Source organism: Aquimarina brevivitae, from assembly GCF_004216895.1.
Classification (GTDB): domain Bacteria; phylum Bacteroidota; class Bacteroidia; order Flavobacteriales; family Flavobacteriaceae; genus Aquimarina; species Aquimarina brevivitae.
In genome coordinates this window covers 45,861-68,529 of sequence record NZ_SGXE01000002.1, presented here as the reverse complement: position 1 = coordinate 68,529, position 22,669 = coordinate 45,861, and the positions used below count along the sequence as shown (strand labels likewise).

Below are 22,669 nucleotides of genomic sequence, written 5' to 3'. Positions count from 1 at the left end.
CTAACTTTCTTCAACATCACTGATATGACACCGCTTTTTAAAAAACTACAACTCCCTAAAGATTTGGACGAAATATTAATTCTCAACGAACCTGAAGACTTTTGCCAAGAGCTCGACTGTTTAAAAGATGTAAAGATAAAAGAGTCACTCATTCAAATTTCAGAGATCGATTTTGCATTAATTTTTGTTACTGATAAAGCCCAAATTGAAAATAGAATTGAAATCGTTTATCCTCGATTAATGGAAGATGCTATTTTATGGTTTGCGTACCCAAAGAAAAGTTCCTTACGCTACAAAAGTAATTTGACAGCCAACTACGGGTGGGATATATTGGGAGATTTTAATCTTCAACCCTTGCACAAAATTTCACTTACTAAAGATTGGTTTGCACTTCGGTTTGTAAACACTACCTTGTACCCTCAAATGAACGATAAACTAAATTCCCATACAGGAAAAACAAAAACCTCTGAATCACTATGAGTTGGCACTTTTATATTTTTCCGGTTATTTTTATGATATCCGGTGTATTTCATTTGGTTAAACCCAAAGCTTTTATGCGAATCATGCCGTTATACCTACCCTACCATAAAGAAATTGTTTATATCAGCGGTGTAATTGAAATTGTGGTAGCCATTGGTCTATTACTAACACGCTTTAGAGATTTATCCCTTCTGGCAGCTATGGTCTTACTACTTCTTTTTTTTCCGGTTCACATACATATGCTCATTAATAGAAAAGCATCCCTTAATCTTCCAAAATCCGTATTGCTTTTTAGATTATTGCTACAGTTCTTTATGATCTATTGGTTGTCTACCTATATTTCTTAAACGATGAAACTTTTTGAAGACGATAATCCAAAGAACTTGAATTTACCAGATGCAGAGGTAGCCTATTACCCTAACCTCATCGCTCCTGGACAAGCATTGAATTATTATAATACTTTATTAAAAGAAGTGCCTTGGCAACAAGATGATATCAAAGTTTTTGGCAAAGTTTATTCGCAACCCCGCTTAACCGCGTTATATGGTAATAATGAAAAGCCTTATAGCTACTCCAACATTACCATGAAACCACTCCCCTTTACCCCTTTACTTCTAAAGCTTAAAGAAAAAGTGGAGCAACATACCTCAGCTAATTTCACTACCTGTTTACTCAATCTTTATAGAGATGGCAGAGATAGTAATGGTTGGCATGCAGATGACGAAAAGGAATTAGGAGAACACCCTATAATTGCATCGGTAAGCTTAGGAGCATCCAGGTGGTTCCATCTCAAACATAAAAAAAATAAAGAATTAAAGACTAAAATATTGCTAGAATCGGGTAGTCTTTTGTTAATGCAGGGAGAAACTCAAAAAAACTGGTTACATCAAATACCTAAGTCCAAAAAAGTAACAGATCCAAGAATAAACCTTACTTTTAGAGTTATAAAATAAATACTGTTTTAAGTTAATTCATATATATATTTCACTATTTTAAGTTTATTACATTTTTTTTCGTAAAATTTTAAGTATTTTTACCAAACTAACAAATGTTAACCAACTTGAAACCAAAGTGTTACTCCTATTACTAAATTATACTAGTATAAACAAGTATTTTAACATTAAATTAATTTTTGTACCTTTAAAATGTTAAAGTTAATTTATGAACCGTTATACCCTCCAAGAAGTTCTAGTAGTTAATCAATATTCCTTTGATCAATGGGATACATCGCTAACCGATCAGAACTATTTTCAGATCATTTTTGTGAATTCAGGTAAAGGCTATCGTAATAGTAATGGTATACGGTTACCTTATCAGGCAAACAATATATTTCTCTCTTCTTCAAAACATAAAAACAAATTTGAGGTCGAAGAACATTCAAAATTCACCTATTTCAGATTTACAGAATTAGTACTCTCTGGAGGTGTCAATCTTCCGGAACGAAAAAGTTGGCTTAAGCGTATTGAGCAATTATTGCATCAACCCAGTATTGTTCCAGGAGACGTGATAAGTTTCGAGGATGATCGTGAAATTGTCTGGGATTTACATAATCTTGTAATAGAAGAATTTAAAAGTGAGAAGGTTTATTATCAAGAAATAATAGCCAATGCCATAAGCACCATATTAAGTATCATGGTACGCAACATCTCTTCAAAGCATACGACGATAAAAAAAGAGGTACCCTATACCAACAACAAAATCGATCAAATACTTAGTCATATCCGGCAGCACGTCTATGACAACAATAAAACTAAAATTAGTTTTCTTGCTGAAAAGTTTACCATGTCACAAAGTTCCATCAGCACCTATTTCAAAAGAAAAACAGGAGACTCCATACATCAGTATGTTACTAAATACAAAATGAAACTGGTTGAACAACGATTACAACATACGGATTTAACCATAGCTGAAATCGCGTACCAACTCGGATTTACTGATGAGAGCCACCTTACTAAAACCTTTAAAAAGCATTTTACAGTGTCGCCAAAGCAATACCGAAACTCGTACAGTGAAACCTGATTACAAAAGGATTATCCAAAAATATCATTAAGTACTTTAGCCAACCGGATTCCTCCCTTTTGTAATTGCGCTCTTAACAGTGGGAAATAATCATAAACATAGCGATACCCTAATTTTTCACCAACAGTCGCAGATTCGTATACTTTCTCAGCCAGGTCCTGGGATTCATAAACCCAATCCAAGACACTACCCTTTTCTATATCTTCAATCTGTTGAGCGGATAGAACTGCTGCATTCGCTGCTAATTCACTATAGCTCATTTTGTAATGCTCAATCATGTTAGTATCCCACAATCGATGAAGATTAGTACCTTCATTAAACCACCTTACTTGTATATCATTACCGCCCTTATCTTCGCCTCGCCCTACATGCAGTGGTTGATGCAAGTCTCCTATAAAATGTACTAGTAATTTTAGATGAAATTCTTTGTCTTCTTGACTAGAAGATTTATTCTTAAGAATGTCGATGCATTTTTGAATCCCAATGACCAGATCACCACGTTCACTTGGAGCTTCGGCACCATATTCTTTATCAAAGTCAAAATTTACATAATGCCACGGGCTGTAGTTCTTATACGAACGCTCACTTTTAATTTCATCCGCATAGGTTGACACCAAGGCCAAACTTTGACCACTCAACAATTCGTTAATTCGCTTTTTAGCTTTTTTTGTTAGGTATTTTTCGGCAATTTGTGCTGTTGCTCTATGCCCAGTTTTACCCCAGTCATCGGCAAAACAAGTGCTATAAAAAACTACTGTACACAATGCCGTTACTATCAATGTCCGAATATTCATTCAATTAATTTTGCAGCAAAGATAAAAAAGGGTATGTTAGTTGAGCGTTAAATTATACAACGAATTAAGATTTCTTGAAAAGATGACAATTACTTAATTTGAATTAAATTTTATGAGCTGATTTTAAAAGAATTCACGTTGTCTTACGTTACCTATATACCCCATTTCAAAAACTAAAATTACTTATGAAATTTTATATTCTTCAGTTAGTAATTCTAATTCCCCTGCTTCTAAAAGCTCAGGAAAAGGAATATAATTCAGCCTATGTAAAAACCAATAAGTTTACCACAGGAACATTAATCACCCCTTATGCCGATGATGAAGCAGTACCACTAATTATTTTCATTATGGATGCTGGCACGGTCAATAGAGACGGCAACGACAGAATGTCTAAAAGTGATACGTTTAAAAAATTATCGATTAAACTAGCCAAAAAAGGAATAGCCTCTTTTAGATATGACAAACGTTTATTCACTATGGATAAATTTAACATCAAAGAGCATGAAATATCTTTTGATGACTTTATCGAAGACGCAAAAGCTACCATTGATTACTTCAAACAAAATTCTAAATACACCAATATCATTGTGGCTGGTCATGGACAGGGTTCTTTAATTGGTATGGTGGCTGCCAAAGATCGGGCAGATGCTTTTATATCATTGGCTGGTAATGGCCAATCCATTGATTTTGTCATTTTAGATCAACTATCCCGACAAGCTCCTGGTCTCGATAAAAGTGCAGCCATAGCCTTTGCTGATCTTAGAAAATATGGAAAAGCTTCGAGTTTTGACCCCGCACTTGGCTCCATATTCCGATATGATTTACAGCCCTTTATGAAATCCTGGATGAAGTATGACCCAGCGGAAGAATTAAGTAAACTTGAAATACCTATATTACTCATACAAGGTGAAAAAGACATTCAAGTAGGATTAACTGAAGCGGAGATTTTACAATCCAAAACTCCTAATGCCAAACAGCAAATTATCCCTAAAATGAATCATATATTTAGAGCTATTGAAGGAGGAAGAATGGAAAACCACAAATCCTATAATGAATCATGGAGAGAAATCATGCCGCAATTTATTGATAGTATTACTACCTTTGTGACTCAATTAAATGTACAGGATTAATGGGCTATACAATTGCTTTTTCGGATGTAGATGGGACCCTCTTAGATCATAATAGAGAATTATCCGCTTATACTATTGCCGAAATTAAAAGAATCAGTCAACACATCCCTTTTGTTTTAATATCCTCTAGGATGCCCTCAGCCATGAGCCATTTACAAAAATCTTTAGGCATAGAAGACACCCCCTTGATCTGTTATAATGGAGGACTAATTTTGATCAACGGTCAAGTGGCACAATCCACCACCATACCAATACAAATTATAGAGGAGCTAATAGACTTTAATACTAAAGATCAGGTACACCTCAGCTTGTATCATAACGATGAATGGTATGTGCCACAAGATGATTTCTGGGCTAATCGAGAGCGACAGAACACCAAAGTAACTCCGACAATAAAAGCCAATCATATTGTTTTACAGGAGTGGAAACAAAAACATAAAAGTGCACATAAAATTATGTGTATGGGAGAAGAGTCAGCAATAGACAGGTTATATGATTTTATGGAAAAGAATTTTTCAACTGAATTGCACCTCTATCGCTCCAAACCCACTTATATTGAAATAGCAGAAAAAAGCATTTCTAAAAAAACAGCGATACAACACTTACTTGACCAACATTTTAACTTGAAGGTAGAAGACGCAGTGGCATTTGGTGACAACTATAACGACATAGAGATGATACAATTTGCCGGCACAGGTGTTGCCGTAAAAAACGCCAAGCCTGAAACTATCGCTGTAGCAGATTACGTTACCGCTAACGGAAAAGAAGATGGTGTTGCCGAATTTATTAACAAACATATCATTTTTTAAGTGTGAAAAAACTATTACTTCTATACACCATAACCCTCGTCATAAGCTGTAAAACAGTTGAATCACCATTACAGGTCAATAAACCGCCGGTAATCGTCAATATTGATTTGTTAAACGTAGTGGATGACAAGGTTAAGGTAGAAGTTGAAGTATCAGATATTCTATCAGATTCCATAAATTATTTTTTACCAAAAATCGTTCCTGGCACGTATCAGAATAATTATTATGGAAAATTTATTGAGGATTTTGAAGCTTTTGATGAAGAAGGCAAACCTATTATAAGTATTCGAAAAAATGATAATCAATGGACGATAAGCAATGCTGCAACGCTTAAAAAAATAACCTATTGGGTCAACGATACTTTTGACAGTGAAGATACACACCAGGTTTTTTCTCCTACGGGTACTAACATTCAAGCAGGTAAAAACTTTATCCTCAATTTATATGGGTTTGTAGGGTATTTTGAAGGTCTAAAAGAAACGAAATATCGATTATTCATAAAACATCCTGTACAACTCGAAGCTTCGACTTCCTTAACCGAAATAATGTCCGAAGAACCATCTGCCTATGCCTCTTATGATACGGATTACTTTGCATTTAAACGATATGCCGACTTAGTTGATGCTCCTATTATGTATACCATACCTGACAGGGTATCGTTTACGGTTAGTGGAATTGAAGTAATATTCAGTGTATATTCACCTAACAGCACTCACAAGGCAATCACATTAGTGCCAGAAATGGAGCGTATGATGACTGCTCAAAAAAACTTCCTCGGCGCAATTAATACAACAAAAAAGTATAGTGTACTGTTATACCTATCGACCAGTAAGAAAGACGATGCTCAGGGTTTTGGCGCTTTAGAGCACAATACTTCTACCCTGGTGGTGCTACCGGAAGCTTTGTCTAAACAAAAACTAGAGGAATCACTGATCGATGTCGTTTCTCATGAGTTTTTTCACATTGTAACTCCATTGACTATACACTCTGAAGAGATTCATAATTTTGACTTTAACAACCCTAAAATGTCAAAACACTTATGGCTGTATGAAGGTACAACAGAATATTTTTCACTACTTTTTCAGATCAGACAGGGTATTATCAATAAAAACACATTCTATAATCGCCTACAACAAAAAATAGAGCTCGCTCAAGAGTTTGACAATTCATTTTCTTTTACTGAGATGAGTGAAAACATTTTAAAGCCTCCCTATCTTCAAAATTTTAGAAATGTATATGAAAAAGGCGCACTCATATCCATGTGTTTAGATATTATGATACGAGACCAAAGTGGAGGCATCTACGGAGTTCTAGATCTAGTAAAAGATCTGTCTAATGAATACGGAAGGGATATTCCATTTAAAGACGATGAGCTCTTTGAAAAAATTGAATTACTTTCTAATACTGAAGTTGCTGAGTTCTTAAAGAAGCATGTATCCCAGAACATTCCGATCAATTACAACAAATACCTCAACAAAGTAGGCCTGCAATTGACTGAAAAAAACGAAGCTTCTTCGTATTTTATTCACAATCAAGATCCTTTTATCCAGGGGGCAGAAAACTCTGAAAGCATTGTATTTACTGAAGATGCTTCAAAAAATAATTTTTTGAGGAAATCTGGTATAAAAGCTGGTGACACTTTGATTAGTATTAATAATAAGAAATATAATGTCAAAAATATTTATGACTTATTTGGTGATTCTAAACAGTGGAAAACTGGAGAAACAATAAGCATTACCATTGAGCGCAAAGGTTCCCTCAAAAAATTAACACCGATAGTTATCAAACCCACCACTAAAGTGGAAGTTATAGCTCCATTACCCGGTGCTACGGAACAACAAAAAGACTTGCTGAAACGATGGTTAAATGACTAAAGTTTGATCTAAATTTAAAAATTGTATTTTGCAGCGCATCTGCAAAGCTCAATAAAAGTACACATGAATACTATTCCTTATTTCACTGACGATACTATTGTTTTTGGCATCTTATTACTTTGCCTAGGCCTGGTATTTTACACCGCAAAATTACAAACTCCATTTTGGAAAACGTTTTACAAATTTGTTCCTGCCTTATTATTATGCTACTTGTTACCCGCTATCTTTAATTCGTTAGGTATCATAGCACCACATTGGGAAGAAATAAATACGGATGGAGAAACTATCGAAAAATCGTCGAATGTATATTATGTAGCAAGCCGCTATTTATTACCGGCGTCTCTAGTCTTAATGACCCTTAGTATTGACCTTAAAGGAATCTTTAATTTAGGACCTAAAGCACTGATTATGTTTCTAACAGGTACTCTTGGAATCATCATAGGCGGCCCCTTAGCTATATTGTTGATTGCCACCGTATCTCCTGAAACTGTTGGAGGTGCTGGTTTTGACGCGGTGTGGCGTGGATTAGCTACCTTAGCTGGTAGCTGGATTGGTGGAGGAGCCAACCAAGCAGCGATGTTAGAGATTTATAAATATAATCCAGACAAATACGGAGGAATGGTGCTTGTTGATATTGTTGTAGCCAATTTATGGATGGCAATTTTATTGATTGGAATTGGTAAGAGTAATAGGATTGATCGTTGGTTAAAAGCAGACAATTCTGCAATAGAAGCTTTAAAACAAAAAGTATCCGGATTTTCTGAAAAAATTACCCGCAACCCATCTCTTACTGATTATATGATCATGATTTCCATAGCGTTTGTAGCTGTCGGTATTGCCCATTGGGGTGCCAATGGTATTTCTTCGTTTTTATCCTCCAATTTTGAAAGCTTTAATGATAAAAGCTCTTCATTATCCTCCTTTACCTCGCAATTTTTTTGGATGATTACGATAGCCACGGCAATAGGTATTCTTTTATCCTACACCAAAGCTAAAAATTATGAAGGTGCAGGTGCTAGTAAAATAGGAAGTATATTCATTTATATTTTAGTAGCCACCATTGGTATGAAGATGGATTTAGGTATGGTATTGGAAAACCCAGGTTTAATCGCTATTGGCTTGGTATGGATGTCCATCCACGCCGGTTTGCTCATTTTAGTTGCTAAATTGATTAAAGCGCCTTACTTTTTTATGGCAGTAGGTAGTCAAGCTAACGTTGGTGGCGCTGCCTCTGCACCTGTAGTTGCTGCAGCCTTTCATCCATCACTAACCACAGTAGGAGTGCTGCTCGCCGTATTTGGCTATGTTGTGGGAACCTATGGGGCGATTTTCTGTACGATATTAATGCAAGTAGCTTCAGGCTCATAAGAAATTGTAAATTGTTGACAATTTTTTAAATAGAATCATCGCTATTCATCAGTAAACGCCAAAAAATATGCATATTTGTAGCCGTTTTGACACCTATAGATAGCATTGTCATACAGAATGATATTTACGAGTTTAAATCAAAGTAATACGTGAAAAATTTAGTTATTTATATCTCCGTAGTGCTGTTTATCGCAGCCTGTACTTCTTCAAAAAAGAAAGAAGGAAACGTTACCGTCACTGGTACCATCAAAGGTTTAAAACAGGGAACCCTGTATTTACAAAAAATTGAAGACAGCACCTTAACTACAGTAGATTCCTTGATCGTTGACGGTGATCCAAATTTTACCCTCTACTCTACGATCACTGAGCCAGAAATTCACTATTTGTATTTAGACAAAAATGACAACGCTCCACATAATGATCGTATTGACTTTTTTGCTGAAAAAGGGACAATAAATATAGTAACCACGCTTAATGATTTTGAGAGAGATGCTAAGATCACCGGGGGCAAAAACACTAACCAGCTCCAAGAGTATAAAGCAATCTTACGTCGCTTTAATGATCGTAATTTAAGATTGATTAAGGAGAATTATGAAGCGCAAAAGCAAAACGATCAGATTAAGCTTATGGCTTTGGAGAAGGAATATAAAAAATTAATCAAGTCAAAATATTTATACACCATCAATTTTGCAGTAAACAATAAAGATTTAGAAGTGGCCCCTTATGTTACGCTTCTTGAAGTCTTTGATGCCAATGTGAAATATTTGGATACTGTAGTTGATAAACTCACTCCTAAGGTTAAAAAATCAATGTACGGCAAACAACTCATTGACTTTGTTGCCGAGCGTAAAGCTATTGAAAAAAAGCAACCAGAAGCAAAGGATAAAGTTGTTGATACCTTACAAAGTATGTAAACGGCAACACTATACTGTTAAGTATGGGTTGAGGTGTAGCTATATTCTCTTTTCAGATTTAAAAAAGCTAACTAATCTTACGAATGATTATTAGATAGTTATTCCTGTCAACTATTTTAAACATCCATCACACATAATTTTCTCAATAATGCTCCTAAGATTTAGGATTTACCATTCAGCTGGTTAATAGTTGTTAATTGCGGTTAAGCCATAATTTTTTATGTAAATAATACCGTAATTTCCTTTTGAATTAAAACCTAATAATCATGTTAAAAAACATCTTAAACCTAAAAGGTACTCAAAGAATTAAAAAGGGAGATCAACAAACAATTATTGGAGGACGCCCACCTGGTATTTTTTTATGCTGTAATCCTTTACTGGAGTGTTGCACCACTACTCATTTAGCTTTAAATAATCCAAGGTGTGGAGGTCAATATCAATCGGGATGCTCTTATCATAAAGCAACCGATTGCTGTGCTTAATTAAAAGCTACTTAACAACTATAAAACGTCTTGAGTCACAATACTTGAGACGTTTTTTGATTTAATTTATCTTTAGTTTTGCACAATAAAAAAATCCTGACTTCTAGATATAATCAGGAGTATTAATTAAAGAACCGATAGAGGGACTCTCTTCGACTGCGCTCAGAACAGGCTTCTCGTACCTTACAAATAAATATATTCCATAAAAAAATCCTGACTTCATCTAGAAATCAGGATTTTTAATTAAAGAGCCGATAGAGGGACTCGAACCCACGACCTGCTGATTACAAATCAGCTGCTCTAGCCAGCTGAGCTATATCGGCAAAAGCGGTGCAAATATAATTTCTTAATTGATATTTGCAAATACTTTTTAATTAAAAATTATAGTTTATTTACTTTCTCTAAAAGAGCGTTGCCTTTATCTTCTAAATCTGTTCTGATTTGTTTGAAGTGCTTAGAAGCATTTTCGATACCTCTTTTATTAACACGCTCCATAAGATCATCAAAAGTGGCTATAGCTTCATCAATAATCGCCTCACCTTTTTTTGAATCTTTATCTGGATTTTCTAAGCCTCGAACATATACTTCTTCTATGATATCACCAAGTACATAATTGATATCTTTCTTTAAATCTCTCCTATTTGCCATAATTCAATTTTTATATGCTATTTCGCCGTAAATTTATATATAAACCTGTAATAATTTTCCGTTTCCGTCAACTATTTCTATATCCTCTATACACGCGGGAACTAAAATAGTATTTCCCATGTGTAAAGCAATCGATTCTTCACCATCCTTAACTTTCACAACTCCTTCTACACACATATAAATCACAAATGAATCCAGCCCTAGATGCGAAATACATTGTGCTTTGGTAATATGTATAGTATTTGTGATAAAATGATCACAACGAACCAAGTTAGTCAATTGATTTTGTGTCTCTACCTGATCAATTTTATAAGGTTGAGTTGAATCAAAATCAATAGCGTCAAGAGCCTCTTTTTGATGAAGCGCTCTATAATTACCGTCTTTATCTTGTCTATCCCAATCGTATATTCTATAGGTTATATCACTGGTTTGTTGTATTTCTGCCAATACCACTCCTGCCCCAATAGCGTGTATTAAACCTGCGTAGACAAAAAAAGTATCTCCTGCAGCAACTTTTTCGCGATTTAAAACTTCAGCAATCGTCCCTTCTGATACTCTTTGTTTATACTCAGCTTCGGATATCTCTTTATTAAAGCCAATAATAATCTCTGCATCTTTATCTGCCTGCACAATATGCCACATTTCAGTTTTACCCAGGGAGTTATGTTTTGCTTTTGCAATTGTATCTCCAGGATGCAATTGTACAGATAGGTTTTCCTTAGCATCTATAAACTTGATCAGCAGCGGGAAGGCTGCACCAAATCGCTTACTGTTTTTATACCCAACCAAATCAGCTCCATAAAGCGCTATTAATGAACGTAATGTTTTGCCTTTATGCAACCCGTTTGACACTACGGACATAGCATCATCTACATCGCTAATCTCCCAACTTTCTCCTACATTGGTATCAGTAACTGATTTATTTAGATAATCTTGAAGTTTAGAACCGCCCCAAATTTTTTGTTTAAAAATTGGTTCAAATTGCAATATGGATAATTTAGGATTATTCATCTGCAATTTGTTTTACAACACTAAGTGCTTTGCTCATATGCTTGGAAGCATTAAGACTATTAAATCGATAACGCAACACACCATTTTTATCTATTACAAAAGTTTCTCGACCTGGTAATAGACCTAATAAAGATGATTTTACTCCAAATAACTTTCGTAATTGACCGTCTTTATCTGCTAAAAATATAAATGGTAATCTATATTTAGTTTTAAATTTTTGATGAGAAGATGCACTATCTGAACTTACAGCAATAACCTCAGCGCCTAACTCCTTAAATTCTGTATAATGATCTCTAAAGTCGCAGGCTTCTTTAGTACATCCGGGTGTAAAATTTTTTGGATAAAAATAGACTACAGCTACTTTTTTACCTAACAAGGACGTACTTTCAAAAGTAGCTCCATTATCATCTTTACAACTAAAATGATCAACCTTATCTCCTTCTTGTAAACTCATCCTTATTCTCCTTTATATATCACAAAATTTCTGGGAGTTTCGTATAACGTAATCTCAATATCGTATTTGGTGTCAAGCTTTGCTCTTAACCTATTGAAAATAACCACAGCAATGTTTTCTACGGTAGGGTTTAATTTCTTGAACTCTTCAACCTCTTCATTAAGATTTTTGTGATCCATATAATCTTCAACCTCTGTTTTGATATGGTCTTTTAAAATTTTTAAATCGATTAAGTAGCCTGTTTCGGGATCTATTTCACCGGTAAGAGCTACAATCAATTCATAGTTATGACCGTGATAGTGTGGATTGCTACATTTACCAAATATCTCTGCGTTTTTTTCATCGCTCCAGTCTGATCTGTATAATCGGTGTGCGGCATTAAAATGTGCCTTTCTACAAGCTTTGATTCTCATAACTAGAAATATGGGCGTAAAATTTATCAAAAATTATCTTAAACCAAGCCGTATAAACCTCTGGATGATCGTTCATATCTTTTTTGAGATCTTCTAATGACATCCACTTCCAAGCGGCTACTTCATCAGGGTTGATATAGGGATCCGCATCATAATACCCTATAAGGATGTGATCAAACTCGTGTTCTGTTAGCCCGTTATCAAAAGGAGCTTTGTAAATAAATGAAATGGTTTCTTTAAGAGCAGTAGTAAATCCCATTTCTTCTTGCAATCTACGCATCCCTGCAGCAATATTGGACTCTCCTTCTCTCTGATGACTACAACAGGTATTGGTCCATAAGCCAGGTGAGTGATACTTATGCATTGCACGTTGCTGAATCATCAGTTCATTTTTAGCGTTGAACACAAATACTGAAAATGCTCTATGAAGTAAGGCTTTTTCGTGAGCTTCCATCTTTGGCATTAAGCCTATCTGCTCATCTTTTTCGTTTACGAGGATAACTTTTTCTTCTTCCATATAAGTCACCAAAATTACAAAATCATAGCAATTTATCAGCTAATCGCCCTTTTTATTAATTTTTATTTAAGAAAAAAGCACCCTTTCGCGGGTGCTTTTACTTTTCTATTGTAAACAATTACAAGAGCGAATCACCAATGAACTACTTTATGATAATAAATTCACTACGTCTGTTTTGTTGATGCTCTTCTTGCGAACAAGGAACATTATCAACACATTTATTAATAATGTTTTGTTCTCCATACCCTTCTGCTGTTAATCGCTCCGCTGCTATTCCCTGACTAATTAGATATTCCATAGTGGCTTCAGCTCGTTTTTTGGATAGCATTAAATTGTAGGATTTAGGTCCTCGACTATCCGTGTGAGCTCGAATTTCAATATTCATTTCTGGATATTTCTTCATCGCTTCTACCACTTTATCCAACGCTTCTTTCGCTTCGTTTTTAATCTTATACTTATCAAAACTAAAATAAACAGTATTAAGGGCCAACTGCTCTGTAATATCTTCGCCTGGTTGGATCAATCTTGTTTCTCTGACTAAACGAAGTTCTCTATAGTCCGAAAGATCAACAACCTGAGTAGTATCCGGTGTGTCCAATTGCATCTCTGCCATACCATATTCCAATTTTTCTATACGAATATGGTAGGTAGCGCTGCAATCGATTTTTTCAGTAGTTTCATACGCACCATTTTGATCAGAACGCATTACTTCTATCACATTATATTCAGCATCGAAAACCGTAACCTTAGCATTAGTAATAATCTCTTCTGTCTGAGAATCTTTTACAACTCCTTTTATGGTAATCTCACAGAATTTACGCAATTCTTCTGTTTCTAAGAAGCTATATATATCATCGCCTCCTTTACCACCTGGACGATTTGAGGATACGTATCCCCTACGTGTTACCTCGTCAATGACATAGGCAAAATCATCTTTGGGACTATTTACCGGTTTACCTACGTTGATGACCAGCTTCTCTTCATCATTGGCGGGTTCAAGTTTGGTTACAAATACATCTAAACCTCCTAACCCACTGTGTCCATTAGAAGCAAAATACAAGTCTCCACTTGCACTAACGAATGGGAAGGTCTCCTTACCTTCAGTATTAATTCTATCACCTAAGTTTTCTGGAGTTCCGAAGGTACCATCCGGGTTAATCGCAACTTTATAGATATCCGTATTTCCTTTTCCCCCGGGCATATCTGAAACAAAATACATCGTATCTTCTGCTGAATTTAACGTAGGGTGAGCCATGGAAAAGCCATCCTTATTGATTGGTAGGGGCTTAGCCTCAGACCATTCACCTAACTCATTTTTTGTAGCAACAAATAATCTGTTCGTAGGGATATTGGTACCTTTTCGTTTATATTTCTCATCTCCATATCCAATTCTTGTAAAATATACGGTATTGCCATCTTTGGTAAATGCTGGCGAAGATTCGTGAAACTTAGAGTTAAGTACATTGCTCATTTTTTCATACTCTAAGAGTTCTCCTGAATTCTTATCGTAGTTCGCTTTAAACAACTCTAAAAACGCTTCATTAGTTCTACCATCAATGATTCTTTTGGTTATTAATGTATCCCGGGTAGATGCAAAAACCACATATTGATCGTTGTAAAAGGTGCCTCCATAATCTGTAAATTCCGTATTTACAGCTAGATTATACATATCATACCTACCAGATTGATAATCGATACGCTCTAAATAATCAGGATGCTCTCTATAAATCTTAGCACGTTGATCGTTATCAGTACGTGTTGCAAACTGTTCCATATAGGTATTTGCCTCTTCATACTTTTCTTGCGATTTAAGACACTGTGCGTATTTAAAAAAGTAATTGGCTTCTATCTCTTCCTTCGGATAAGACTCTATTAATTCTTTGTACCACTTTTGAGCTTCAGCGAATTGGCTATTGTAGTAATAGCTGTCCCCTAGATTTTTAAACAATTCTGCACTGCGGTAACCTTTTTCTAATACCCGTAAGTAGGATTGCTGGGCGTCAATGTACTCATATCGATCATATTGTTCCTTAGCTTTGGCCATTAGTTGTTCCTCCTGACTAAAGGATTGTATACTAAAACCTAGTAAAAACAAAAGGGTTACAAAACGTGATAACGTTCTTGTAGTTCTCATAAATAATATTCTTTTTTCTTATCCTATTAAAAGAAGCGTGGAATTAAAATTCTGTTATATTTCTTAGAGAGTTCAAAGCGTAGCATAACTTCAAAACTTCCGTCATTAAATTGGGTTCGTCCTAGTTCTGTAGTTTCTCTATCATAAGCAAAACCAATCATCAAGGCATCAGAGACCTGGAAACCAACCAAACCACTAAAGGCCGCATCCCATCTATAAGCTGCACCCAGTGTTAGTCGTTCATACAATAAAAAATTAGCAGACACATCTACCTGTACCGGAGAACCGGCTACTGCTTTGGTGAGTAAGGCTGGTTTAAACTTCAAATTGTAGCTTAAATCAAAAACATAACCAGTTATCAAATAGAAATTAATTCGCTCTTCTGCTAAAAATGATACTGCATCACTGTCGCTGCTTAAAGCATTTTCATTAAAATGCTCAGTTTCCAAGAGGTTTGGGGCACTTAAACCCGCATAAAATCTATCGGTATGGTAATAGAATCCTAGACCAACCTGCGGTGTAAATCGATTGTCAATATCACTACCAAAAAAAGGATCATTTTCGTTAAATTCACTAAGCCTGGTAAGGTCAACATTCAAAAGATGACCGCCAGCTTTTAATCCAAAACTTAACTTTCCTTGTTCTGAGGTAGGTATGGTATACGAAAAATCAACACCAAAAAATGTTTCACTTGTTGGGCCAATTTCATCATTTACGATTGAAAGACCAAGTCCTAATTTTTCTTTGGTACCTATTGGGGTATTGACTGTCAATGTTTGGGTTCTTGGTGCTCCATCTAAGCCAACCCATTGACTGCGGTGTAATCCCATTATACTCAATACTCCCCTACTACCAGCGTAGGCCGGGTTAACACTGATAGTGTTGTACATATATTGAGTGTATTGGGCATCTTGTTGAGCAAAGAGGCATTGCCAACAACAGGGTATTAGGATAAAAATAAATATAAGTAGTTTTTTTATCATATAGTTTTGTTAGACTTTGGGGGTTAACAAATTAGTTAATACGTTTAAAATGTTACTTTATCAATCCGTTACGGAAATACCGTACTATTTGTTAATGTACAAATATGGTGATATTTTTTTATTTATTAACATTTTTTAACGATTATTATTGTATTAATCATCGATGAATCATTGATTTACCTCGATAATATACCAAATTCATCAAATGCTAAGCTTTATTCAATATAAGAATAATCAACAATATTTTTTACATAATAATGGTATATTTGCACCCTGATATTCAAAAGCATGAAATTTACCGACGAAATAAAGAGAAGGCGAACCTTTGGCATTATCTCTCACCCGGATGCCGGAAAAACAACACTAACTGAAAAGCTATTGTTATTTGGAGGAGCTATTCAAGAAGCAGGGGCTGTTAAATCCAATAAAATAAAAAAAGGAGCTACCAGTGACTTTATGGAAATAGAGCGTCAGAGAGGAATTTCTGTGGCGACATCTGTTCTTGCCTTTGAATATCAAGGAACTAAAATTAATATACTAGATACACCTGGCCACAAAGATTTTGCTGAAGACACTTTTAGGACATTAACCGCAGTTGATAGTGTCATTGTGGTGATTGATGTAGCAAAAGGTGTGGAAGAACAAACCGAAAAATTAGTATCCGTATGTAGAATGCGAAACATTCCAATGATCGTTTTTATCAATAAATTAGACAGAGAAGGTAAGGATGCATTTGAGTTACTAGATGAAATAGAGCAAAAACTTGATCTCAAAGTTGTTCCTTTAAGTTTTCCAATTGGGATGGGCTATGATTTTAAGGGAATTTATAATATTTGGGAAAAAAACGTTAATCTTTTTAGTGGAGATAGTAGAAAAAATATTGAAGAAACAATTGAAATATCAGATCTTTCTTCAGGTTTGCTAGATCAAACCATCGGCGCATCTTCTGCAGAAACCCTAAGAGAAGAGTTGGAACTTGTAGAGGGAATTTATCCTTCTTTTGATAAAACGGCTTATCAAGAAGGTAAATTACAACCCGTATTTTTTGGATCTGCATTGAATAATTTTGGAGTACGGGAATTATTGGACTGTTTCATTACTATTGCTCCTTCTCCAAGACCAAAGGAAAGTGATGTTCGAGTTGTAAAACCAGAAGAAAAGGAATTTACTGGTTTTGTATTTAAAATACACGCTAATATGGATCCTAAACATAGAGATCGCTTAGCTTTTGTAAAAATCGTTTCTGGTAAGTTTGAAAGAAATGTTCCTTATTTACACACCCGACACGATAAAAAACTAAAATTCTCTTCTCCCAATGCTTTTTTTGCGGAAAAGAAAGAAATAGTTGATGTATCCTATCCGGGAGATATTGTAGGATTACACGATACGGGTAATTTTAAAATTGGCGATACGCTTACCCAAGGTGAAGTGCTACAATACAAAGGTATCCCCAGCTTTTCTCCAGAGCATTTTAGATATATCAATAATGCAGACCCTATGAAGGCCAAGCAACTGTTTAAAGGTATCGACCAGCTTATGGACGAGGGCGTTGCACAGTTATTTACGCTAGAGCTAAATGGAAGAAAGGTTATCGGTACCGTTGGTGCTTTACAGTACGAGGTCATTCAGTATCGTTTAGAGCACGAATATGGAGCTAAGTGTACTTATGAGAATCTCAATGTTCACAAAGCCTGTTGGGTAGACCCAAGCGATCCTAGCAATGAAGAGTTTAAAGATTTTAAACGCGTTAAAAGCAAGTTCCTAGCGAAAGACAAACAAGGACAATTAGTCTTTTTAGCGGATTCTTCTTTTAGTTTGCAAATGACCAAAGACAAATACCCGTCCATAAAATTTCATTATACTTCAGAATTTTAAGTCAAAAAAAAGCTTACCTAATTTAGATAAGCTTTTTTCAAACTAAAATTTTATTACTGAAAAATTATGCTTCACCAGTGGGACCAAAATTCATTGGAATTGGGGGCTGTTCATAATCTTTGATTTCTCCGTGGGCACTTTCAAAACGTTGTACGTTATCACCTAGCGCTTTTAGTAAACGTTTGGCGTGTTGTGGTGTTAAAATAATACGACTCTTTACCTTACTCTTAGGTCTACCAGGCATAATATTCACAAAATCCACAACAAATTCAGAAACTGAATGGTTGATGATAGCTAGATTACTATAAATTCCATCTGCCACAGCCTCATCCAATTCAATATTAATTTGGTTTTGCTTCTGATTTTTATTTTGGTTATCTGACATATCTAAAAATTCTAATTAATAAAAAAGCCTGCCTAATTAGGCAGGCTTTTAAGTACATTATATTAGTTATAATTCACTTCTTGTCTTTGTTCCATTCGATCTTCAAATTCCTCTTTAGAACCTACAATAATACTTTCGTATTCTCTTAGTCCAGTTCCGGCAGGAATTCTATGTCCAACGATTACATTTTCCTTAAGACCTTCTAGGTAATCAATTTTACCATTAACTGCCGCCTCGTTTAATACTTTTGTAGTTTCCTGGAAGGAAGCTGCAGAAATAAACGATTTAGTTTGTAATGAGGCTCTTGTTATACCTTGAAGTATTGGAGTAGCTGTTGCAGGAATTACTTCTCTTGCGGTTACCAGATTTTTATCCTCTCTTCTTAAGATTGAATTTTCATCTCGTAAGTCTCTAGGAGAAATGATTTGTCCTGGTTTAAGCTTTTCGCTATCTCCAGCATCCTCAACTACTTTCATTCCAAAAATCTCATCATTTTCTTCGATAAAGTCAGAAGAGTGTACCAATTGGTTCTCTAAGAACACCGTATCACCTGGATCCTGAATTCTTACCTTTCTCATCATCTGACGCACCACTACTTCAAAGTGTTTGTCATTAATCTTCACACCCTGTAAACGATATACCTCCTGCACTTCATTTACTAAGTATTGCTGAACAGCAGATGGTCCTTTGATCTTCAAGATATCTTCTGGTGTTACAGATCCATCAGATAATGGCATACCAGCTCTTACATAATCATTTTCTTGAACAAGAATTTGATTTGACAGTTTTACCAAGTATTTCTTGATCTCTCCAATTTTAGACTCTACGATAATTTCTCGATTACCACGTTTTATCTTACCGAAAGAAACTACACCATCAATTTCACTTACAACCGCTGGGTTCGATGGATTACGTGCTTCAAACAATTCGGTAACTCGTGGAAGACCTCCCGTAATATCCCCTGCTTTAGCAGACTTACGAGGAATTTTCACTAAAATCTTACCTACTTTTATCTTCTCACTGTCATCTACCATTAAGTGTGCACCTACTGGTAAGTTGTACGAACGTAATACTTCATCACCTGATCCCATAATGTGTAGGGTAGGAATTTTCTTTTTATCTCTAGATTCAGAAATTACCTTTTCCTGGAACCCTGTTTGTTCGTCAATTTCTACTTGGTAGGTAACCCCTTGTTCGATGTTTTCATATTTTACCTTACCAGCAAATTCTGAAATAATTACACCGTTATATGGATCCCATTGACAAATCGTTTGATCTTTTTCTACTTTATCACCATCTTTAATGAAAATCTGAGAACCGTAAGGGATTAAGTTAGTACTTAATACAATACCGCTTTTAGTATCAATGATTTTCACTTCAGAGGTACGTGAGATTACTACATCAATAACATTACCTTCTGCATCCTCACTTTTTACCGTTTTAAGATCTTCGATCTCTGCTTTACCGGCAAATTTCGTTTTAAGTTGATTTTCTTCAGAAATGTTTCCTGCAATACCACCCACGTGGAATGTACGTAGTGTAAGCTGTGTTCCTGGTTCTCCAATGGATTGCGCGGCTACTACACCAACTGCTTCTCCCTTTTGCACCGTTTTACCAGTAGCCAGGTTTCTACCATAACATTTCACACAGATACCTTTCTTAGCTTCACAAGCTAAGGCTGATCGTACTTCTACTGCATCAACAGGAGAATTATTGATTTTTGTTGCGATTGCATCATCAATCTCTACTCCCGCCTCAACTAGTACTTCTTGAGAAATTGGGTCAATAACATCCATCAAGGCTGTTCTACCCACAATTCGATCTCCTAAAGGCTCTATAATCTCTTCATTTTTCTTAAGCGCAGTAACTTCTACACCTCTTAATGTACCACAGTCTAGTTCTGTTACAATAACATCCTGAGCTACATCTACTAGTCGACGAGTTAGGTATCCAGCATCTGCAGTTTTAAGTGCCGTATCCGCAAGACCTTTACGCGCTCCGTGTGTAGAGATAAAGTATTCTAGAATTGAAAGTCCTTCTTTAAAGTTAGAAAGAATCGGGTTCTCAATAATTTCACCTCCGGCAGAGTTTGATTTTTTAGGCTTAGCCATCAAACCACGCATACCGGTAAGCTGACGAATTTGCTCTTTAGATCCCCTTGCACCGGAATCAAGCATCATATATACCGAGTTAAAACCTTGTTGATCCTCTCGGATTCGCTTCATAGATAATTCCGTAAGCTCCGCATTGGTTGATGTCCAAATATCAATAACCTGGTTATAACGCTCATTATTAGTTATAAGACCCATGTTATAATTAGCAACAATATTATCTACCTGAACGTTAGCATCGTCAATCATCTTATGCTTTTCTTCAGGAATAATAATATCACCTAAACTGAAAGATAATCCTCCACGGAATGCAAAGGTGTACCCTAAGGTCTTAATTTCATCTAAGAACGAAGCTGTTTCAGGTACACTAGTTACCTTTAAAATTTTACCAATAATATCTCTTAAAGACTTTTTGGTCAATACTTCGTTTATATATCCAGCTTTTTCTGGTACTTTTTCGTTAAATAATACTCTACCTGTAGTAGTTTCAATTATCTGCGGAACTAATTCACCTTCTTCATTAAAGTCTATTGTTCTAACCTTAATAACCGCATTAATGTTCAATCGCTTTTCGTTGTAAGCAATTACAACCTCTTCCGGAGAGTAAAACGTTAGACCTTCTCCTATAATAGGCACTTCTGGAGTTGATTTTCTTGGTTTTGTTAAATAATATAAACCAAGTACCATATCCTGAGAAGGTACCGTAATAGGCGAACCGTTAGCAGGATTAAGAATGTTATGTGATGCTAACATAAGCATCTGAGCTTCTAATATAGCCTCAGGTCCTAAAGGTAAATGCACTGCCATTTGATCCCCATCAAAATCCGCATTAAATGCAGTACATACTAATGGGTGTAATTGTATCGCTTTACCTTCAATAAGTTTAGGCTGAAAAGCCTGGATTCCTAATCTGTGAAGCGTAGGAGCACGGTTCAATAGTACTGGGTGTCCTTTCAATACATTTTCAAGAATATCCCAAACTACTGGCTCTTTTCTATCAATAATTTTTTTGGCTGATTTAACCGTTTTAACAATACCTCTTTCAATTAGTTTTCTAATCACAAAAGGCTTGTACAATTCAGCAGCCATATTTTTAGGTAAACCACACTCGAATAATTTCAACTCTGGTCCTACAACAATTACAGAACGAGCTGAATAATCCACACGTTTACCTAATAAGTTCTGACGGAAACGACCTTGCTTACCTTTTAAAGAGTCAGATAACGACTTTAATGGTCTATTTGAATCGGTTTTTACAGCTGATGCTTTTCTTGTATTATCAAATAAAGAATCTACTGATTCCTGAAGCATACGCTTTTCATTACGTAAAATTACTTCAGGAGCTTTGATCTCCATCAATCGCTTAAGACGATTATTTCTGATAATTACTCTTCTATATAAATCATTCAGGTCAGAAGTCGCAAAACGTCCACCATCAAGAGGTACCAATGGGCGTAATTCTGGTGGAATTACAGGTACCACTTTTAGAATCATCCACTCAGGGTGGTTTTCTCTATTTTTATTAGCATCTCTAAAGGCTTCAACTACTTGAAGTCTCTTAAGAGCTTCTGTTTTTCTTTGTTTAGAAGTTTCGTTATTTGCCTTATGTCTCAACTCATACGAAAGTGCATCAAGATCGATTCGCTTAAGAATTTCGATCAAACACTCCGCACCCATTTTAGCGATAAACTTATTTGGATCGTTATCGTCTAAGTATAAATTTTCTTGCGGAAGACTATCTAAAATATTAAGGTATTCTTCTTCTGTTAAGAAGTCCATTTTTTGAACAGGCTCACCATCCTCATTCTTGGCAATACCAGGCTGAATTACCACATATCTTTCATAGTAGATGATCATGTCTAATTTCTTAGACGGAAGCCCTAAAAGGTATCCAATTTTGTTTGGTAACGAACGGAAGTACCAAATATGTGCAACCGGAACTACCAAATTGATATGTCCTACACGATCTCTACGAACTTTCTTTTCTGTTACTTCTACACCACATCTGTCACAAACGATTCCTTTGTAACGAATTCTCTTATATTTACCACAAGCACATTCGTAGTCTTTTACAGGACCAAAAATACGCTCACAAAACAAACCATCGCGTTCTGGTTTGTGCGTACGATAATTGATAGTTTCAGGCTTAAGTACTTCACCGTTAGACTGTGCAAGCACAGACTCTGGGGAAGCTAAACCTATCGAGATCTTATTAAATCTCTTTACTGCATTCTTATCATTATTTCTTGCCATAATATATGGTTGCTA

General features: G+C 35.6%; 21 protein-coding genes and 1 tRNA gene. 11 read left to right on the top strand and 11 right to left on the bottom strand.

The features are described 5' to 3' along the window. The first annotated feature begins 24 nt into the window (after nucleotides 1-24). From EV197_RS08140 to EV197_RS08125, 4 genes are all read left to right on the top strand, one after another. Nucleotides 25-480 (top strand): hypothetical protein, encoded by a 456-nt coding sequence (locus EV197_RS08140; RefSeq protein ID WP_130286266.1) that lies wholly within the window; start codon nucleotides 25-27, stop codon nucleotides 478-480. Further along, entirely contained in the window at nucleotides 477-827 is a 351-nt protein-coding gene (locus tag EV197_RS08135; RefSeq protein ID WP_130286265.1) for a DoxX family protein, read from the top strand. Before EV197_RS08140 ends, EV197_RS08135 begins: the two co-directional genes overlap by 4 nt. Before the next feature lie 3 nt (nucleotides 828-830). Beyond that, complete coding sequence (locus tag EV197_RS08130; RefSeq protein WP_130286264.1) at nucleotides 831-1,433, top strand: alpha-ketoglutarate-dependent dioxygenase AlkB family protein; 603 nt, start codon at nucleotides 831-833, stop codon at nucleotides 1,431-1,433. Nucleotides 1,434-1,641: 208 nt separating this feature from the next. Further along, nucleotides 1,642-2,499, top strand: a complete 858-nt coding sequence (locus EV197_RS08125; RefSeq protein ID WP_130286263.1) for an AraC family transcriptional regulator — start codon at nucleotides 1,642-1,644, stop codon at nucleotides 2,497-2,499. 11 nt (nucleotides 2,500-2,510) lie between these two features. Here EV197_RS08125 and EV197_RS08120 read toward each other — a convergent pair whose 3' ends face one another. Continuing rightward, the gene (locus EV197_RS08120) at nucleotides 2,511-3,293 is read right to left on the bottom strand and encodes a S1/P1 nuclease (RefSeq protein WP_130286262.1); all 783 of its coding nucleotides are present in this window, start codon (nucleotides 3,291-3,293) and stop codon (nucleotides 2,511-2,513) included. Nucleotides 3,294-3,478: 185 nt separating this feature from the next. On the opposite strand from EV197_RS08120, the gene EV197_RS08115 reads away from it, so the two are divergent. From EV197_RS08115 to EV197_RS08090, 6 genes are all read left to right on the top strand, one after another. Next, a complete protein-coding gene (locus EV197_RS08115) occupies nucleotides 3,479-4,423 on the top strand; it encodes an alpha/beta hydrolase (protein ID WP_130286261.1) in 945 nt (314 codons plus the stop codon). Next, nucleotides 4,423-5,232: a Cof-type HAD-IIB family hydrolase gene (locus tag EV197_RS08110; protein WP_130286260.1), complete on the top strand. Its 810-nt coding sequence runs from the start codon at nucleotides 4,423-4,425 to the stop codon at nucleotides 5,230-5,232. The genes EV197_RS08115 and EV197_RS08110 overlap by 1 nt, the downstream gene beginning before the upstream one ends. Before the next feature lie 2 nt (nucleotides 5,233-5,234). After that, complete coding sequence (locus EV197_RS08105) at nucleotides 5,235-7,106, top strand: M61 family metallopeptidase (RefSeq protein WP_130286259.1); 1,872 nt, start codon at nucleotides 5,235-5,237, stop codon at nucleotides 7,104-7,106. A gap of 63 nt (nucleotides 7,107-7,169) precedes the next feature. Continuing rightward, nucleotides 7,170-8,474, top strand: a complete 1,305-nt coding sequence (locus EV197_RS08100; RefSeq protein WP_130286258.1) for a DUF819 family protein — start codon at nucleotides 7,170-7,172, stop codon at nucleotides 8,472-8,474. Between the two features lie 149 nt (nucleotides 8,475-8,623). Then, complete coding sequence (locus EV197_RS08095; RefSeq protein ID WP_130286257.1) at nucleotides 8,624-9,388, top strand: DUF4369 domain-containing protein; 765 nt, start codon at nucleotides 8,624-8,626, stop codon at nucleotides 9,386-9,388. A 266-nt stretch (nucleotides 9,389-9,654) separates the two neighbouring features. Further along, nucleotides 9,655-9,870 (top strand): hypothetical protein, encoded by a 216-nt coding sequence (locus EV197_RS08090; protein ID WP_130286256.1) that lies wholly within the window; start codon nucleotides 9,655-9,657, stop codon nucleotides 9,868-9,870. 249 nt (nucleotides 9,871-10,119) lie between these two features. Here the strand turns inward: EV197_RS08090 and EV197_RS08085 are convergent. The 8 genes from EV197_RS08085 to EV197_RS08050 all read right to left on the bottom strand — a co-directional run bounded on the left by EV197_RS08085 (nucleotide 10,120) and on the right by EV197_RS08050 (nucleotide 16,030). Beyond that, nucleotides 10,120-10,193 (bottom strand) — tRNA-Thr (locus tag EV197_RS08085). A 58-nt stretch (nucleotides 10,194-10,251) separates the two neighbouring features. After that, the gene (locus EV197_RS08080; protein WP_130286255.1) at nucleotides 10,252-10,518 is read right to left on the bottom strand and encodes a hypothetical protein; all 267 of its coding nucleotides are present in this window, start codon (nucleotides 10,516-10,518) and stop codon (nucleotides 10,252-10,254) included. 33 nt (nucleotides 10,519-10,551) lie between these two features. Further along, on the bottom strand, nucleotides 10,552-11,529 hold the full coding sequence (locus EV197_RS08075) for a type I phosphomannose isomerase catalytic subunit (protein WP_130286254.1): 978 nt from the start codon (nucleotides 11,527-11,529) through the stop codon (nucleotides 10,552-10,554). Next, a complete protein-coding gene (locus EV197_RS08070; RefSeq protein ID WP_130286253.1) occupies nucleotides 11,522-11,983 on the bottom strand; it encodes a peroxiredoxin in 462 nt (153 codons plus the stop codon). Before EV197_RS08070 ends, EV197_RS08075 begins: the two co-directional genes overlap by 8 nt. 2 nt (nucleotides 11,984-11,985) lie before the next feature. Beyond that, complete coding sequence (locus EV197_RS08065) at nucleotides 11,986-12,396, bottom strand: 6-pyruvoyl trahydropterin synthase family protein (protein WP_130286252.1); 411 nt, start codon at nucleotides 12,394-12,396, stop codon at nucleotides 11,986-11,988. Beyond that, nucleotides 12,377-12,913 (bottom strand): isopentenyl-diphosphate Delta-isomerase, encoded by a 537-nt coding sequence (gene idi, locus EV197_RS08060; protein ID WP_130286251.1) that lies wholly within the window; start codon nucleotides 12,911-12,913, stop codon nucleotides 12,377-12,379. The genes EV197_RS08065 and idi overlap by 20 nt, the downstream gene beginning before the upstream one ends. Nucleotides 12,914-13,055: 142 nt before the next feature. Next, the gene (locus EV197_RS08055; protein WP_130286250.1) at nucleotides 13,056-15,047 is read right to left on the bottom strand and encodes an OmpA family protein; all 1,992 of its coding nucleotides are present in this window, start codon (nucleotides 15,045-15,047) and stop codon (nucleotides 13,056-13,058) included. A 26-nt stretch (nucleotides 15,048-15,073) separates the two neighbouring features. Next, a complete protein-coding gene (locus tag EV197_RS08050; protein WP_130286249.1) occupies nucleotides 15,074-16,030 on the bottom strand; it encodes a PorP/SprF family type IX secretion system membrane protein in 957 nt (318 codons plus the stop codon). 288 nt (nucleotides 16,031-16,318) lie between these two features. Between EV197_RS08050 and EV197_RS08045 the strand changes: the two genes are divergently transcribed. After that, on the top strand, nucleotides 16,319-17,905 hold the full coding sequence (locus tag EV197_RS08045) for a peptide chain release factor 3 (protein WP_130286248.1): 1,587 nt from the start codon (nucleotides 16,319-16,321) through the stop codon (nucleotides 17,903-17,905). A 64-nt stretch (nucleotides 17,906-17,969) separates the two neighbouring features. Here the strand turns inward: EV197_RS08045 and EV197_RS08040 are convergent, their stop codons facing one another. Further along, nucleotides 17,970-18,290, bottom strand: a complete 321-nt coding sequence (locus EV197_RS08040) for a DUF3467 domain-containing protein (RefSeq protein WP_130286247.1) — start codon at nucleotides 18,288-18,290, stop codon at nucleotides 17,970-17,972. Between the two features lie 62 nt (nucleotides 18,291-18,352). Beyond that, nucleotides 18,353-22,654, bottom strand: a complete 4,302-nt coding sequence (gene rpoC / locus EV197_RS08035) for a DNA-directed RNA polymerase subunit beta' (RefSeq protein WP_130286246.1) — start codon at nucleotides 22,652-22,654, stop codon at nucleotides 18,353-18,355. Nucleotides 22,655-22,669: the final 15 nt, after the last annotated feature.